The organism is Rhizobium sp. NZLR10 (assembly GCF_019685125.1).
Taxonomy (GTDB): Bacteria; Pseudomonadota; Alphaproteobacteria; order Rhizobiales; family Rhizobiaceae; genus Rhizobium.
On sequence record NZ_JABDWE010000009.1, the window covers coordinates 108,475 to 124,443 of the forward strand.

Here is a 15,969-nt window from a genome sequence, read left to right on the forward strand (position 1 = left end):
AGCCTGCAGATTTTTTCCGAGCGTTTGGGAGCGCTAATCCCTTTGTGTGAATTGCGGGGACAAGTCGGATTCGTCACAGTGTCTTTAAGATTTTTCTGCTGAACCCCCGGCATGACGAAGCCTCCGAGATCAAAACCCCTCCTTCGCGACACCGAGGCCCCGATCCGTTCCCGGCCGCGAGGCAAGCGAAATCCAGCCCAACCGCAGCTGCTCTTCGATCCCATGCCCGAGCGCGTCGAGCCTGCGCTGGCGCAATTGAAGTCCCGTCCCCCAAAGGGAAACGAGTGGAGCTGGGAGCTTAAATGGGATGGCTATCGCCTTGCCGTTCATATCGAGCCGCAAGGGATCAGGATCCTCACCCGTGGCGGCCATGACTGGACGCACCGGTTTCCGGCGATAGAGCAGGCCGCCCGAGCGCTCGGGCCGGCGACGATGATCATCGATGGCGAAGCCGTCGTCCTCGACGAAGAGGGGCGGCCGGACTTTGGGCTGCTGCAGCAATCGCTGGGCGCATCGGGCAAACAAGCTGGCAACCGGCCCTCCGACGCCGTTCTTTACGCTTTCGATCTTATCTATCTTGATGGCCACGATCTGCGAGGCGTCGAATACCGGTCTCGACGACACCTTCTCGAGGACACGTTAAACGGCCTCAAGAACGATCAAGTCAGCGCCGTCAGGCTATCGGAAACACTCGATGGAAAACCAGCTGTCCTGCTTGAGCACGTCTGCCGCCTCGGCTTGGAAGGCATCGTCGGCAAGCATCTCGATCAGCCCTATCGTTCCGGCCGGACCGGGGATTGGGTGAAGATAAAATGCGTCCAGAGCGAGGCTTTCTTCATTGTGGGCTACGAGAGGTCGGCAGCGTTCCCTGCCGGCTTCGGATCGTTGGTGCTTGCCGCCTACCGCGACGCCGATCTCGTCCACGTCGGAAGCGTCGGCACGGGCTTCAAGGAAGCCGAGATCATCAGGCTGCGGAAGATGCTGGACACGCTGCGCTGGAAGCGAAAGCAACCGCCCCTTCCCTCTTCCGGAGGTGCCGATATTGTCTGGGTCGAACCGACCCTGATCGCCGAGATCGAGTTTCGCGCCTGGACGTCGGACGGGAAACTCCGTCATCCGTCCTACAAGGGCTTGCGAGAACGGCAGGACAATGCCGACGTTTTCCGGCTCGACTAGCGAAATCAGCGCCATCCGCTAGATTGTCCACCATTCGAGCTCAAGCGGAGTAGATGGCCTGCAATGTGCAATCTTTATCGCATGGAAGACAAGGACTGGGTCGCGAAGTGGGCCCAGGACGCCGAAAGCCTGATCAACCTGATGCCGGCCTACCAGATGAACCCCGATCAGCTGGGGCCGATCGTCCGCAACACCGCCGACGGAAAGAAGCAACTGGTCCATGCGCGCTGGGGACTGCCCTCGCCGCGCTTCGCGCTCGAGAAGACGGCCAAAGCCAAGGCCGAGAAACTTGCGGCCAAGGGCAAGGCTTTCGATCTCGAAGAACTGATCCGCATGGAAGCCGACCGCGGCACGACCAATGTGCGCAAGCTCAGTTTTCCGCACTGGAAGCGGTGGTTTGGCGTCGGAAACAGGTGTCTCGTTCCTGTCACCAGTTTCGCGGAACCGGATCCGGCCAGCCTGCAAGATGCCGGCAACGTGCCGAATGCCTGGTTCGCCCGCGATGAGCAGAAGTCGCTGATGTTCTTTGCCGGTCTCCACGTGCCGCAATGGCAGAGTGTTCGAAAGGTCAGGGACGGCCTGACCACCGATGATCTCTACGGGTTCTTGACCACAGATCCTAACGACCTGGTGAAGCCGATCCATGAGAAGGCCATGCCGGTCCTGTTGCTCACCAAGGAAGAGATGGACACCTGGATGCGGGCGCCTTGGGAAGAGGCCAAGGAGCTGGCCAAGCCGTTACCCAACGACGCGCTGATCATTTCATCACGCGAACCGTATGGCTCAACGATCGTCTCGAAATCCGGCGATCCAGTTGAGCAACCACGCCTGCTATAGTCGCCACTGATTAGCGCCTTTGTGGCTTGGCGCCCTTACCGATCAAAGCTTTGACGTCGCAGCAGAGATTGCTGAACGCCTTTGAGACACGATCCAATCGAGGAACGCCTTCGCGGTGTCATCGATCTGCCCTTTCGCCTGATAGCTTTCAAGATAGATCGGATAAAACAAAAGCAGGTTCCGGGCGATCAGTTCGATGTCACTGAGACTAAGCGAAAATGTGCCTCCTGATCCTGGTAGATCATTGTGCAACGTTGGCCACGTTCCGTGCAAAACCCGTGACCGTGCTGTCGAGATAGCTGCCACGACCTGTTTTACCGTTACCGGATTTCCGGGTTCGATCTGATGGTCTTTCCTCAGGCCAAGTATTCCTTCGATACCTTGGAGCATCCTGCTTGTGCTCTCCTTATTGTTTCCCGCACCGAACAGCACTTCGATGGCGGTCTCGAGTTTAACTGCGGCAACAGTTTCGAGATCTTCCGCAAGCGCTTCATGATACCAGTAGACCGCGTTGCACCAGGCCGCGTCGAGATTGTAAGAATTACTTGTGGCACCTAGAAAGCCCTCCAGCCGCCTGCCCATACTCTCCAGCATAGGTTTCGAATTCTGGAGATGCAGATCGATCATCTCGGGCGATCGGGAAAGTGCAGGCGTGTGGTTTGCAACAGGTGTACTCACTCCATTCGGGCTCCGATAGACATCCGCCCGGTAGGTGGATGCAGACCGCCCGGTCGTTCGAGCAATCTTGCGCATGTCTTTGCCAGGACAAATCAACTGGATCGCGCCGAGAGCAATATCAGCCGCCGCATCCGCCGATCTTTGCGATTCAGGATCGGCGCGGCCGGGCACGTCAACGATTGCAAGCCAGTTTGCATCTCGACGAAAAGCGATTTCAAGCAGCCGTTCAAAATAGAACCCCCCCGGCCGCACCGCAGCGTTGGCAACCGTTTCGCCCTCCCCAAGGGACGGCCAGAATTCCTGTGGAGTGATACCGAATTCCTCGGTGGGAAAATCGTAAGCATGGAAGAAGAGCACAGGGCCGATCTTAATAGGCGGCACCTGCTGTAAGAACAGAATGCAAGGCACAACATGCTGCTTCACTTGGTTAAAACGGGCGAACCACGCCTCAACACTCGGCGCCAGTTCCTGTAACTCGGACGTTTCGATCATCGTCACATCACTGGAGTGCCAGCGGCGCATAATTTCGCTGGCGATGAATTTGCTCAGCGTAGGATTGCTTGCCTGATGGCTGAGCTGGCTGTCCGGATCCCTGAAAGATCTCGCAAGCGCAGCTATCGCTTTGACGCCGTCAGATGTGAAACCTGTCGCAGTTAATTTCACGAAGTCTATCGACGCCTCAACGAGATCATGCCGATCTATGACCTCGGACAGGCTATCAACCCCATACGGCGGCTGTCCCTCAATCCTGACGGTCTTCAAATTAGCCAGCGCGGCTCTCAGGCGTCCGATTTGGTGACCATTCATATTCATCGCCATTCGCTATTCCTCAAATTAATAAAGTAGATGAGGCCGCCTCGCGGCGGCCCCATTCACGTCAGGACAATTCGGGATCGTAATACATCGAGTCGTCGACACCACCTCCTGTCTCGAACTCAGGATCGAAGTATCCGATACGGCCCGCGGCACGGCGCATGGTCATGATGCTTGTGAACCTGATCTTGTCGCCGTGGAAGGCTCTGTCTTGATCCTGTTCGCCGTTCAATGATCCCGTTAGTGTCGCAATCATGCTGTCGTCATGGAATTCTACGTCGGTCTCGTCGATGTAGAGCTCGTCGAAGTAGGCATTGGTCGTAGCGATCTCGCCCATAAGATCGCTTTCAATGACCATCGGGTCCTTCTGGATATAGCCGTTGATGTCATCACTCAGATATGTGGCGTCCCATATCTGTCCTCCCTTGAAATGGCCGGCCGCTTCAAGGTGGGTCGATATAATCCCCGCGAGGGCTCTTCCATCCGGAAGATTGGCGGGGACATCATTTAACTCCAGACGCCGACGATCCATACCCGCAATATCCGGGATCAAGACTTCTGCATCTTCCAATGACGAAATCGGAAACACGGCATCTGCCTGTAACGCGGCAGCTGTCCCATACCCGAAATAAGCTGCAACAAGCTCATGGGCGTGACCGGAGCGGAGTTTGCTACCGGTCAGACTGCGGTAGTATTCGCGCAGAAGATCTGCGCACTCCTTTTGGATAGACATGACAAATCCATTTCACACCGGCGTCGTGAGGGGGTGGTCGCAAGCGCTTCATGAACACCCTGCGCCGGCTGAATGGTTGCCGTTCAGGATCATATCCAAGATGTGCCGCCTTTTGGGTCGCTTGCAGCCCTGGCGCTCGGCTCCGTCATCAAAAGGATAACTAAACTCTTCCGGATTGCAAGCGATTCAGGCGTCCCCGACTCAACAATGCTGCAGGGGTTGTGATTTTTCACATTTTAAGTATGTTCTCTTTATGTTCTGCACCTCCATCACAGACAATGGAAACCGAGATGGAAATCGCCGCACCGATTAGAAAAATCATCCACATCGATATGGATGCCTTTTATGCTTCGGTCGAGCAGCGCGACAATCCGGAGCTCCGTGGAAAACCGATAGCAGTGGGCGGTTCTGGTGCTCGAGGCGTGTTGACGACGGCGAGCTACGAGGCACGCGCGTTCGGCGTACACTCAGCAATGCCATCGGTAACTGCTGCACGCAAATGTCCTGACCTGATTTTCGTGAAGCCTCGTTTTGAAGCCTACAAAGAGGTCTCACGGCAAATCCGCGAAATTTTCACCGAGTACACGCCTTTGGTCGAGCCCTTGTCGCTCGATGAAGCCTACCTTGACGTGACGGACAATCTGAAGGAAATGCCGATAGCGATGGAAATTGCATCAGAGATCCGGGCCAAGATCAAAGCAGTCACCGGCTTGAACGCGTCAGCTGGAATCTCCTACAATAAATTTCTCGCAAAAATGGCGTCCGATCTGAACAAGCCGAACGGTCAGGCTGTCATCACTCCCAAAAACGGTCCCAACTTTATCGAAGGTCTTGCGGTCAAGAAGTTTCATGGCGTTGGGCCGGCCACAGCCGAGAAGATGCATCGACTTGGGATCGAAACCGGGGCGGATTTGAAGACGAAGTCGCTGCAGTTTTTGACGCAACATTTTGGGAAATCGGGTGGCCATTTTTATGGAATCGCCCGCGGGATCGATAACCGCCAAGTTCAGTCAGACCGGGTGCGAAAATCCGTCGGCGCTGAAGAAACGTTTGTGCAAGATATCGAAGAATTCGATGCTGCCACAGGCGAGCTAAAGCCGCTAGCGGAGAAAGTTTGGGGCTATTGCAAAGCGAAAGGCATCTCCGGAAAGACGGTCACGCTAAAGATCAAATTTTCTGACTTCACCCAGGCAACGCGTAGCAAGACCAGCGTCCTGCCCGTTAGGGGAAGTCGCGACGTCCTACGTGTCGCGACGGATCTGCTGTCAACCGTATATCCTTTCAAAACATCGGTTCGCCTGCTGGGAGTCACAATATCATCATTGACAAGTGAGGGACCCGATGGATGTGGCAGTGAGCAACCACAACTGAATTTCAATCTGTAATGCCGGTCGGCTGCATCATGCATCGGGCCGAGTGAATACGCCTCTACGCCCGATCAATGGCTCTCGAAACGTCTCTGCCATCATCCTATCGCGATTGCTCATGACAGCATGAGCGAAGACCATGTTCTCTTCGTTGGAACGCTCAAGCAGTTCATACAGAAGCGAAAGGTTGGTTGCCTGTTGCTGTCCGAGCGACTTGCGGATCTCAATGAGTTCGTCGTCGTCTGTTGCGCAAATGAAAGAGAAGTATTTCCCGAGGAATCCGGCCACGACATCTGAGATTTGAATACCGGGCTCATGCTGCGAGTCTGCGAACCTGAAGTGATTTAACTCCCTGTTTCCATCGACAAAGCGCACGTCTTTAAGATAGTCGATGATAATTTCTTCGACATCCAGAATATGGGAAGCGTTCTTGAGGATATAGAGGCGCTCAATGAAAAAGACACCGAAACTGTCTATCAGCACATTCGGAGCCTCATCTTCAACGAAGGGGAGCGACTCGATCTTTCGCCCTATTTGCAACACACCCTTCAACATCATGTAATTGAAATGATCGAGCAAATCGGACCGCGCTTCTGCGAGGTCCAGAAGCTCTTCGATGAATTCCCGCCTCCGCTCCTGACCGACGTTTGGATATTCATAGCGCTGGAAGAGATCGATCAATCCCTTGATGTCATGCCGGAGGATCGTGAAAAGATCGTTCTTCAGGTGCCGCTCGTATGGGATAAGATGAGCAGCCTCATCGTTCGACAATATCGAATCGACGATGTCGACGACGCTCCAGTAGAGAGGATCGACTACCGAAAAATGGATAAACAGGCCTTGCTCCAGGAGCCAGCGAAGGAAAGTCTCCAACTTCCGGCTCGTGAGCATCTTGAGAAAGTCGCCGGTTGCGACATTCTTGAGTTTGATCTCCACGGAAGTGTCCTGGACCTGCAGAATTTTTCGCAAGTGTTTTAGATCGAATATCCGCTGAGGCCCGCTGTAGGCTATGCCGCCGATGACGAAGCATGTTGGTTCGGGAATATTGAGCCCGCTTTCGCGAACATGGACCCGGCGATGGTTGTTGGTCTCGTCGTAGTAGATCGTATAGGCCTGGTCGGCGTTATGTAGCCCATAAAGAGCGATCGGCGCCTTCCGACGTTCATTCACATCGACAATCATTTGCGTCTTAACCCGTTCGCCAGCGCGACAGATATTCACTTCGTGATTCCACCGCTGGCTAAGATGCCTGCTTTCTCAGCCCGTTTGTCTGGCCGCCTGGCGTAGTGCCGCAGGGAGGCTATAGCATTCGATGGCACGCGGCCCGAGTAGATCGGTCACCCAGCCGTGATGCCTTTCTGGAACAAACATCCTCGCCCCCGTCAAGCTGTTGAAGATCAAATCTCCAACTTGTTCCGCACCCAGGTTTGCCACCATGCGCTCGGAACAGAGGATATCCGCAGTGGCAATGATCTGCATGCCATCAAACCGTTCGGCCGCAATCCTCTGAGCCTTGCGTTCGTCTATTACAACCGTTTGTCCCAATACCGCGCCAACCGCGAGTGTTGCAGCTTCGCCGTCGTCCAGAGTTTGAGCGGCGCTGCCACTAATCAGACTTGCAAAGATGCGCTCACCCTCATCATCGAGTTCGACGAACTCGAGCAATTCTTCTCTTACGAGCGCTGCGGCCATTTCTGCATCATTTCGTGCACTAAAACGGTCGGCAACGAGCTCATCGCGGACGACGGCGGATGCCTGAAGCTTCACTCCGAATGCGCGCACGATGTCAGTCGCTCGTCCCGTCGCATTGAGATTGATGATTACACTCGTATCGACCACGAGATGAGCTGAGACGCTACCGGAGAATAGAGGTTGCCGCATTGGCCCCGCTTTCTTCGGTGTCGATATCGCTGAGGATGTCACGCACTTTGACACGATCTATATGAAGCATCCGGGCGATCTGGCCTTCGCTCAACAGGCCGCGATTTGCTGCTTGGTAGGCCATCAGTCCAGTCTTAAGCGGGACCGGCAATGCGGCTTCGTCCTTCATACGATCATTCTGAGCTGCGTCGCCGAGAACCTGCCTTACATGGTCATCGGTGATGTGGCCGTTCGCCTCAAACCAGTCCCAAGTGCCGCGTTTGGTCAACTGCAGCTCCTCCAGGCGCCGCACCATCGCCTCCCGAGAAACATGGAAGAAATGAGCGAGAACGATGACATGGCGGCGCGTCAAGCTCGATGCGCCAGCCGTGACCTCCTCAAACTTCTGGCGGACTGTTTGGGCTGGCGTGAGGAACCCCCTCGCAAACGCATTCGCATATTTCTCTTCTCGCGAGCTTTCAAGCTCATCGATTTCATTGACTTCCGGCTGAGCCCGCGTTGCAACGAGGTGGCCAAGCTCATGGGCTGCAGTTTGAGTGCGCCGATCGAGAGGGTGGCTTGAATTCAAAAGAATGCAGGCGCCCACGGATCCTTCAAATGCAAAGAGCCCTGAGATTTTCGCCGGCAGACGGCGCACGTAGAGACGCACGCCCATCTGCATCTCCAGAACCGCGCCAATATCGGAAACGGGAGCGAGCCCTAGTCCTAACCAATGACGGAGTTCTAAGGCATGCTGTTCAGCCTGTTGGCGAACGTCGCCCGCGAGAATGGCGCGCTCCGGGGGAAGGTTACGGACATGGGAAATGCCGAGAAGCCTTTCCAGTTCGACATCGGCTCGAACAAGATCTGACATAAGCTCTGCGGCTTTCGCCACGAATGGTTCTTCGTGGTCAGCGAGCTTGCGGAATTTGGGGGTGAGCTCGATATGCACAGCTTCTTTGCGCAGTATCGCATTGGCACTGGTGCCGTAATAGCGGGCTAGCTGCTGGAGCTCGCCGATCTTGACCCGGCGCGAGCCTTTTTCCATGGCAACGAGAGTGGTACGCGCGACGCCGATCAGAGCAGCCGCGTCCGCTTGCGTCTTCGCTGCCGACTCCCGGGCAATGCGAAGCCGCTCGCCGAGTTGCTCGGGATTGAGCTGGTCATGACCTTCACTCATATCGGTCATGCCAACCATTGGGCGACGAATGATTTTGGCCCAAGATCCTTCATGAATGCCTTCCATTCTCTGTCATGCTGTTCCAGCAGGCCGAAGAGTCGCTCTTCGGCCTCGTCGGTCGATATTTGCAGATGGTCTGCAAGCTGCCAGGCGCTTCGCTTCACGCGTGGCTGATGTACCGGGGAAAAGTGCATTTCGGCAAGATGATCAAGATGCAATGCTCCAGCTATGCCGTAGCGTTGCATTGCTCGCGTCACCTTAGTGAATTCTCTGACGGCGCCATCGGCAAATGTACTGGCGCTAAGATCTTCCCAGATGTAGTTTTCCTTCGGCTCGCTGATACCGGCAGAATGAAAGCTCAGCCGACGCAGCATGCATGCTGCACAGATTCCGCAATGCCGGCGTCTGCCATCAAACGAGGAATTCCGGCTCTGCTGCCAACACGATCGGGTCCTGTTCCACTCATCGGGATTGCTCTCGAGTGCAGCATATTCTGCAAGCGTTTGTCCCTTAGTGCTCCACAGCTGTGGTAAGCGGAAACGGACAGGATGCTGGAAGATCGCCTGCACGACGTCCTCCATTTTGCGAAGGAACCGAGGATGATTGCGATAATCCTCATAGCCGTGGCTCGTCGGGACAAGGGTTGGGCCCAATGCCCCCTGCCCGCTTTCTGGCATTGCTACGTCGTACGTTCCAACTAGATAAGCTGCAAGCGCGCTCAGCAGGGTAAATTTGAACCCGCGGCTCCTGACAGACGATTCCTTGATCCCGCCGCCATACCGCATGTTGACGGAAAACGGGATATTCAGAAACGGGACCTTCTTGCGATCACGGAGCGGCCGGTCATCGGCCTTGGATCCGACCCGGACCCTTATCAACCTGTCAGCCCGCCCTTTGGCCCCAAGGATGGCCGACACCGCCCGCGAATCGAGACCGTCGCTGAAGGGCGTTATCGTACGGCCGGGATCCCCCCATTCTAACAGGCTTTGCTGGCCAAAATCGTGGTCCACATCGATCGACGCAGCGGTGAACGTGATGTTCCAATCGTCGCCGGTCAAGAATTTCAACGCCCCGACGATTGAGCCCGCTACGTCGGGATTTTGCCAGTGGGCGACGTCATGCACCGGGACCATAAGCTGAAATCGCCGCGCCCAACGAAGGCCAGACCGCTTCAGCGCCTTGTCACAGTATTCGAGTGCGGCAATCAAAAGCATCGCGTCGTAAACGCGACTGTCCCAGTTCTTCGTCCGATAATCATCCAGATCCTCGGTCTTGAAGACGATAGCCTTGCCGATTTCGACCGAATGCCACCCGTCGTAGGGTTTACGCCCCGGCTCTATGACAGATACCCGGATAGAAGGCGCGTCTGCTGGTATCGTGGTCAAAGAGGGACCCCTTGATCGACGCCATCATGAACAGTCGGCGTTCGTGCGACATTGACGGAGCGATCGCCTAGAATGGCTTTGGCCATGCGATCGAAGGTTCCGTTATTCGTCATGTACGTGATCGTTTCGTTCATCCGGCGACGCATCTGCTGACATGCGCCAGGTCCAGCTTTAACAAGATAGTGCTCCTCCATGGCGCGGCCTCCAGCTGCGAGGCGTTCGGCCAAAGCAGAAGCCAATCCCTTCTCTAGCGCAACGAGCCCACCATATCCTTCGCGGAGTGCCATCTGAGCTCCCTCGACGGCATTGGCAGCTAGCGTATCGACCGCCGGGTCCACCCGCAGACGTTCAAGCTGATCATTCACCGAGGATGCCAAGCTCAGAAGATCTTGACCATCGACTATGGCCTGAAGCGATTTGATCGTAGGGACAACTTCGATGGTGACATCGCGCAACAGCGCGGACTCGGCCGCCTCGCCAATCTGACTGACGCTGAAGGCAGGCTTGTAGGCCCAGGCTGCGACACGTTGGTATCCGGGGCGCAGAGGCAAGCTTTTATGCGGACCGTCGCTCATTCGAATCTCCTAATGTCAGATAGCTTGATATTTTTTATCTGACATGTCAACTTCTCTCTTAGGTAGAATCTTGTTTTGGGGAGCAGAAAGGAATGACCGGAGTGCGCAGCGGAAGTGATAAGCAAATATTCTTGGCGCCGCGTCGAAGCGACGAAGACTGGCGACGACTGTCAGGCCAGCTCATAATCGGCGGCGATGCGTCACCATGGGCAGACGCTTTTCAAGAGTTTTTCTTTGAGCGGCTGGAAAGCCGATATCTTAAGCCTATCCGTCTTCTCCAGAACGAGGGAAGCTGGGAGGGCGAAGGTTTCAGCATCGTCTCCATTCAGTGCGCTATGTTGGAATTTCTCGCGGCATGTCGTGGTGGTCTGATCTATCGCCACAGAAACCCCCAGCCGCCTTTCGAGTACAGCGCGAGCGGAGACCTTTTTGCATCTTTTCTGGCGGAAACCGTACCGTTCAAAGCGCTTTTCACGCGCGACGATGCTCTTGAATTCTATCGGAAGGTTCGTTGCGCGTTATTGCATGAGGCAAGGACCAAGGGCGGCTGGGCCATTCACGCGTCAGGGCAGACCGGCGTCGATTGCTCGCGGAAGATCGTCTATCGAAACACGTTTCAAACGCTCATCGAAAACTATATCGATGGCTACGGCCGTGATCTACTCACCGACCTTGATCTGCAAGCTGCGTTTGTGCGCAAGTTCAATGATCTTGCTTCATAATTCAGACCGGGGAGCTGAAGGACAATGAGTGAATTCAATAGGATGACAGTGGTCGCCGCTGCTGAAGTTATTTCGGATAGCTATTCCCATAGCGACATTGATGTTCTCGAAGTGCAATGGGGAATTGAGGATCGGGGCGGAGGGGGCAGCAAGCCGGCAAGAGTCGTCAGTCTCTCCAAGGCTGCTATCGAAGGTGGTCTGTTAGTCTATACGGAATCCGGCCAAATCAGCTTGGAGCGTGCCATGATCGAGAAGGCCCTCACGAACTGGCTAACTAAAAAGGACACGGCGTCGTGGCAAAAGCTGAAAGCAGGTCTTAGGTTCGACGGTTTTGAAATCGTTGAACCTGATGAGGAAGACGACGTGTGGGGAAGACGAGCCGCCAAAGCATCCGCAACGCTTGTAAGAATGTTGCCAGCCGATGCGCCCGAGCTGGACATGAGAGAGGCTGAGAACGAAGTCATTCAACTTCTTAGGAAACACCGACTGACCACAGCCGAAGGCCATTTGTCTCGAGCGATGTCCGCGTTCCAGCGAGGCGAGTGGTCAGGTGCAAATGGCGAGCTTCGGAACTTTCTTGAGAGCTACTTTAACGAGATTGCGGTCCTGGCGGGTTGCGATCATACTTTGGACAGCCGGCAGAAGCGAGACTTCTTGGGTGGAAGCGTCACACCGCCGTTTCTCTTGGCAGATTACAATGAATGGAGTCCTGATGGGAAAAAATCTCCATTTGTCCAGGCACTTATGAGCCGGATGCATCCCCACGGTGGGCATCCCGGGCTGTCCGAAGAAGAAGACGCGACATTCAGGCTCCAGATAAATTTAGTCACCGCGAGACTATTTTTGCGGCGCTTGGATCGTGGCCCATATTAACCGGCCCCATAGGAAACCTTTGTGCCGCGTGATCAGCGCGATGCGCAACTGTAACACGCGAACGGTACATGAATGTTAGACTTGTTCACTCCGCGATTCCCGGAAGAAAAACTCAACGATCATTTCCGTCTTATCTCGGCCGATCCAGACTACACAAAGGTGCAGCCCATCATTCAAAACTGGGCGACTGGCCTGCTGAATCGTAGGGGAGAGAGCCAGAAGTTCATCAAGGAATTTCAAACGACGTTCAATTCCTCGATGTGGGAGCTATATCTGAATAGAGCGCTCATTGATTTGAAATGCAGTGTGGACTTTTCAAAGTCGGCGCCGGATTTCTTTGTCCGAGGACCCGGAAACTACGAGTTCAACATAGAAGCTGTCGTCTCTGATCAGCCTCCGACTGCGAAGCAGCGGAAGACCTTTGACGCGCAAGATTTCAAGACTCGCGGTGCGCTTAAACTTGCCGGGAAGATCAGGGACAAGCTGGATCTTTTCCGCGGAAGGAATGGAAAGAAGCACCCGTATTCCTCGATGAGCCACGTGCAAGGCCGGCCGTTCGTCATTGCGATCGCCCCCTTCGATAGCGACCTATCGCTCACTCAAAATAACGAACTTATCAACATGGTCCTTTTTGGCTTGGCGCCGCCGGTGCTCGAAGGGCCAGACTATGGGAAGCAAGGCAAGATAACCTCGCTCCTGAAGCCTTCCGGTGCTCCGGTGGAGATAGGGATCTTCACGAACGATTCGTTCAAGGAGATCAGCGCCGTCTTCTTCTCGACGGTCGGAACCTTTGGAAAAGCAGTCGTTGAAAGTAAGATTAATAGGCTAGTCCGGGCAACCCGCTACAGGGTAATCGACAAGCACAAAATTGCGCCGGGTTCCGTGCTCTGGCAGGTCGGGAAGAAGCCGACCGTGGTGAATGGCAACGCCCACTTTCAGGCAGGCAACTGCGGGATGTTCCTCGCCGAGCCATTCCTTTCCGATCTCCAGGGCGCGGGCGATCGACCCTTCATCGTCCAGAAGGGACTGAAGATAGCCGCGCTTGCAGAGGTCGACGACCTGTTTGCCGTAGCTCTCGACCCAATTCGCTTGGGTGGAAAAGATCAAAGTCCGCTTGCCTTGGCCTGCGAACTCCCACGCTGCAAACAGAGTGAGATGCGAGTTCTGGCGGGGATAAGAATTTTTCTCCCTCCCTAGTGGGGGCTTTTCGACAACAAATTTGTCGAGAAAGGGGCCGTTCTCATCAAGGTCTAGCCGAAGCAGCGCGTCCTTACCCCGCCAGGTTAGTGCGCCGAACCGCTGACGCGTGGGGCGCCAGTCGGACCGAACCGGCCCGCCCGGTTCGTCCGAGCGGATCCACGCGGTCAAATCGTCGAGTTCGTCGCCACTCGGCAATATAGCGGAAAGACATACAATTCGGCGGTCGCCCGCGTCCGCACGTCGAAGCAGACGCTGTACCAACGTCTCGTACCGGATTTCGCGCTCGCTCGGGCCGATCATATGTCCTTCATCCAGGACGATCAGGCCGACGTCATCGATGAGCGAAGGGTCGCTTCTCAGCGCAAAGTCGAGCTTCTCGGGCGTGGCAATGATGATCTCGCGGGTTCGCAAGGCATCCTCGTCACCAGCCGAAACACCGCTCGCGCCATAGAGCGAAGAGACGCTGAACCCGAGCGGCGCGAAAGTCTTTCTGAAAGAGCGTTCGGTCTGCGCGGAGAGGGCGCGCAGCGGTGTGACGATCAGCACCCGGCGGGCCGACGACAAGGTCATCAGTGCTGCGATCTCCGCAACACGCGTCTTGCCGGCACTAGTCGGTAAGGCGACGACGAGATCGTCGGTAACGTCAGTGGAACGCCGGGCCGCTTCGCGTTGCGATGGCCATAGCTCCACCTCGGATGTCTTGCGGGCGAAGAGCGACGAGATGAACAGCCGCCGCAGATCCGGGTATCTTTCCTCCGTTCCGTCCGGAGGCTCGGTCGGTAGGTTCTGGTGTAGCGAGTGCTGCCAGAGGTCATCGATCAGGTGGAGACAGAGGTTCGAAATCCACCACAGGGGGATGTTCTCGGCGTTGTCCGCAAGACTGACTGCGATCCGCAGCAATGCACGTGCATCCTCGATCGGCTCGGGTTCACCTGTCTCGAGCGCGAAATCAAAATGTGCGAGAGCGCGACAGATCGTCGTGTTGAGTATGGTCGACAGAACCTCATCGATGTCGGGTTCTTCGCCGCGAAGCACCTCGGCAATCTGCTCATCTCCATGGGCGGCATCATTCAGCCAATCACGGACGAAAGCACGCATTTCGCCGAGATCGCGCAGGATTAGGTGCCTGATCGCCGCCTCGCCCGGCGATACATTGAGGTCCTCCGCGGTCTCGTTGAAGAGCGAATAGGCGACGGCCGAGAAACCGGCAAGGTGATAGGTTGCGGCAGCCAGCATCCGGCGGAAACCGCGATCGGCCGCCCCCGGATCGCCGTTGCGTACGAGGGCTTCGAAGGCGTTGGCGGCACGTTCAAACGCCTTGCTAGTCAATTCCGAGGGGCCAGCTTGAGCGCGTAGCGCCATCGCACCTCGAAGCAGGGCAAAGGCGTGCTCTGCAAGATCGGTCTCGATTGTCACGCCGAGCGGCGGCGCATTGGGCGGCAGGACACCTTCCTCGCGCATCAGTGACCAGGCGGCGCCGCGATAGAGGAGGCGCCCAAGAATGCCGTCGACAGTTGCGGCTTCCAGAAAAGTGGTCAGCTCGTCAATCGTCTCCAAGATCTTCCGCCTCCTGATACATCGCCTTGATGAAGTCTTGGTGATCTTCGACGTGAATATTCACCACGTAGTGGTCACGGTTGGTTCCCGCAGCTTGGAGGTCGTCCTTCAGCGAAGCGTGCGGACCATTGCCCGAGACAGTGAAGAGCATGTGGTCGATGCGATCGGCGCGGAGAGACTTCAATCCCACCTCGTCGCGGAGGCTTCGGCCCAATGCATTGTCGTCCAGGTCGTTGCTGTCGAGCAGGCGATTGGCGACGAACAGCAGAGAATCGGGTGTACAGCGCCCGTTGTCACGGTCGAGCACCTTGCGGGCGCTCGTGACGGTAGCCTTCCCAAGCCTCTCATTGCTCTTGGCCTCGCCTTTCAGGAGCCAGAGCTTTTCGCCAGCCCCGTCGTAGCCAGCGCCTATAAAGTCATCGCCGCGCATGGCCATGTTGCGGCCATCCTTGTAGCGAAGACGGCGTACAGGAACGCGCAGGCCGATCTCTTCTTCCACCAACTCCGTCGCAAGAATTTCGCCAAGATCGCCAGAACGGCCCTTTGGCGTTTGAGGCATTGCCTCGCTAAGGATTGTGGCAGCAACATTGTAGCCGAGCCGCTTTACGTCATCGGCAATGCGTTCGAGGCGGTCGTAGTGCGAGCGGATGGTCTCGGCGAGGTCGTCTCGAATATCGTCTCGGCCTCCATCCTTCTCGATATAGGTCCAGTAACGCTTGCGCTTATCCCTTTCTCTGGTGGCATCGCACCATCGTTCGTAGAGCCCCACGCATTCCCCCGAGTTGATTCCGACGCGGCCAGGCATATCAGAATCATGTATATCAATGATTGTATATAGACTTCCGCCAACCTTACGAAAACTGCACAGTCACTCACGCTTTTCGTCCGAAATGGGCGCGCGAACGGACCTTCCAACTTCGAAGGGCATGAGACCGTTTGTGGCCTCGGGCCCGAGACGCATACCTTTCACGTCTTCACCAACCCGCTTCGTCGCTAACGATCGAAACCTGCGA

General features: G+C 55.9%; 14 protein-coding genes. 5 read left to right on the forward strand and 9 right to left on the reverse strand.

Annotated features, from left to right (window positions below; genetic code table 11):
- Positions 1-111 precede the first annotated feature (111 nt).
- Entirely contained in the window at positions 112-1,176 is a 1,065-nt protein-coding gene (gene ligD / locus HJB82_RS15435; protein WP_221140512.1) for a non-homologous end-joining DNA ligase, read from the forward strand.
- Positions 1,177-1,239: 63 nt separating this feature from the next.
- A complete protein-coding gene (locus HJB82_RS15440) occupies positions 1,240-2,013 on the forward strand; it encodes an SOS response-associated peptidase family protein (protein ID WP_221140514.1) in 774 nt (257 codons plus the stop codon).
- Positions 2,014-2,055: 42 nt separating this feature from the next.
- Here HJB82_RS15440 and HJB82_RS15445 read toward each other — a convergent pair whose 3' ends face one another.
- Both HJB82_RS15445 and HJB82_RS15450 read right to left on the reverse strand, forming a co-directional pair.
- Positions 2,056-3,510 (reverse strand): hypothetical protein, encoded by a 1,455-nt coding sequence (locus HJB82_RS15445; RefSeq protein ID WP_221140516.1) that lies wholly within the window; start codon positions 3,508-3,510, stop codon positions 2,056-2,058.
- A gap of 58 nt (positions 3,511-3,568) precedes the next feature.
- Entirely contained in the window at positions 3,569-4,237 is a 669-nt protein-coding gene (locus tag HJB82_RS15450; RefSeq protein ID WP_259673954.1) for a hypothetical protein, read from the reverse strand.
- Between the two features lie 290 nt (positions 4,238-4,527).
- Here HJB82_RS15450 and dinB point away from each other — a divergent pair, with 290 nt between their 5' ends.
- Positions 4,528-5,622 carry a DNA polymerase IV gene (dinB, locus tag HJB82_RS15455; protein WP_221140521.1) on the forward strand — a complete coding sequence of 365 codons (1,095 nt, stop codon included), beginning with the start codon at positions 4,528-4,530 and terminating at the stop codon, positions 5,620-5,622.
- A gap of 15 nt (positions 5,623-5,637) precedes the next feature.
- Here the strand turns inward: dinB and HJB82_RS15460 are convergent, their stop codons facing one another.
- The 5 genes from HJB82_RS15460 to HJB82_RS15480 form a co-directional block, all read right to left on the reverse strand.
- Entirely contained in the window at positions 5,638-6,786 is a 1,149-nt protein-coding gene (locus HJB82_RS15460) for a DUF3800 domain-containing protein (RefSeq protein ID WP_221140524.1), read from the reverse strand.
- A gap of 75 nt (positions 6,787-6,861) precedes the next feature.
- On the reverse strand, positions 6,862-7,485 hold the full coding sequence (locus tag HJB82_RS15465; RefSeq protein ID WP_221140526.1) for a hypothetical protein: 624 nt from the start codon (positions 7,483-7,485) through the stop codon (positions 6,862-6,864).
- Complete coding sequence (locus HJB82_RS15470) at positions 7,460-8,644, reverse strand: XRE family transcriptional regulator (protein WP_221140640.1); 1,185 nt, start codon at positions 8,642-8,644, stop codon at positions 7,460-7,462. Before HJB82_RS15470 ends, HJB82_RS15465 begins: the two co-directional genes overlap by 26 nt.
- Positions 8,645-8,649: 5 nt before the next feature.
- Positions 8,650-10,029 (reverse strand): 7-cyano-7-deazaguanine synthase, encoded by a 1,380-nt coding sequence (locus HJB82_RS15475; protein WP_221140528.1) that lies wholly within the window; start codon positions 10,027-10,029, stop codon positions 8,650-8,652.
- Positions 10,026-10,604, reverse strand: coding sequence for a hypothetical protein (locus tag HJB82_RS15480; protein ID WP_221140529.1), 579 nt, complete (start codon positions 10,602-10,604; stop codon positions 10,026-10,028). The genes HJB82_RS15475 and HJB82_RS15480 overlap by 4 nt, the downstream gene beginning before the upstream one ends.
- 92 nt (positions 10,605-10,696) lie before the next feature.
- On the opposite strand from HJB82_RS15480, the gene HJB82_RS15485 reads away from it, so the two are divergent.
- Both HJB82_RS15485 and HJB82_RS15490 read left to right on the forward strand, forming a co-directional pair.
- Positions 10,697-11,326 (forward strand): hypothetical protein, encoded by a 630-nt coding sequence (locus HJB82_RS15485; protein ID WP_221140531.1) that lies wholly within the window; start codon positions 10,697-10,699, stop codon positions 11,324-11,326.
- 24 nt (positions 11,327-11,350) lie between these two features.
- The gene (locus tag HJB82_RS15490; RefSeq protein WP_221140534.1) at positions 11,351-12,199 is read left to right on the forward strand and encodes a hypothetical protein; all 849 of its coding nucleotides are present in this window, start codon (positions 11,351-11,353) and stop codon (positions 12,197-12,199) included.
- Positions 12,200-13,024: 825 nt separating this feature from the next.
- On the opposite strand, the gene HJB82_RS15495 is transcribed toward HJB82_RS15490, so the two are convergent.
- On the reverse strand, positions 13,025-14,956 hold the full coding sequence (locus HJB82_RS15495) for a DEAD/DEAH box helicase (RefSeq protein ID WP_259673955.1): 1,932 nt from the start codon (positions 14,954-14,956) through the stop codon (positions 13,025-13,027).
- Positions 14,943-15,725 carry a DUF1837 domain-containing protein gene (locus HJB82_RS15500; protein WP_221140535.1) on the reverse strand — a complete coding sequence of 261 codons (783 nt, stop codon included), beginning with the start codon at positions 15,723-15,725 and terminating at the stop codon, positions 14,943-14,945. Before HJB82_RS15500 ends, HJB82_RS15495 begins: the two co-directional genes overlap by 14 nt.
- Between the last annotated feature and the right edge of the window lie 244 nt (positions 15,726-15,969).

Coding starts and splice junctions, on each gene's coding strand:
- HJB82_RS15480 (WP_221140529.1), bottom strand. CDS start 10,604: ATGAGCGACGGTCCGCATAAAAGCTTGCCTCTGCGCCCCGGATACCAA.
- HJB82_RS15470 (WP_221140640.1), bottom strand. CDS start 8,644: ATGAGTGAAGGTCATGACCAGCTCAATCCCGAGCAACTCGGCGAGCGG.
- HJB82_RS15460 (WP_221140524.1), bottom strand. CDS start 6,786: ATGATTGTCGATGTGAATGAACGTCGGAAGGCGCCGATCGCTCTTTAT.
- HJB82_RS15485 (WP_221140531.1), top strand. CDS start 10,697: ATGACCGGAGTGCGCAGCGGAAGTGATAAGCAAATATTCTTGGCGCCG.
- dinB (WP_221140521.1), top strand. CDS start 4,528: ATGGAAATCGCCGCACCGATTAGAAAAATCATCCACATCGATATGGAT.
- ligD (WP_221140512.1), top strand. CDS start 112: ATGACGAAGCCTCCGAGATCAAAACCCCTCCTTCGCGACACCGAGGCC.
- HJB82_RS15490 (WP_221140534.1), top strand. CDS start 11,351: ATGAGTGAATTCAATAGGATGACAGTGGTCGCCGCTGCTGAAGTTATT.
- HJB82_RS15450 (WP_259673954.1), bottom strand. CDS start 4,237: ATGTCTATCCAAAAGGAGTGCGCAGATCTTCTGCGCGAATACTACCGC.
- HJB82_RS15440 (WP_221140514.1), top strand. CDS start 1,240: ATGTGCAATCTTTATCGCATGGAAGACAAGGACTGGGTCGCGAAGTGG.
- HJB82_RS15465 (WP_221140526.1), bottom strand. CDS start 7,485: ATGCGGCAACCTCTATTCTCCGGTAGCGTCTCAGCTCATCTCGTGGTC.
- HJB82_RS15445 (WP_221140516.1), bottom strand. CDS start 3,510: ATGGCGATGAATATGAATGGTCACCAAATCGGACGCCTGAGAGCCGCG.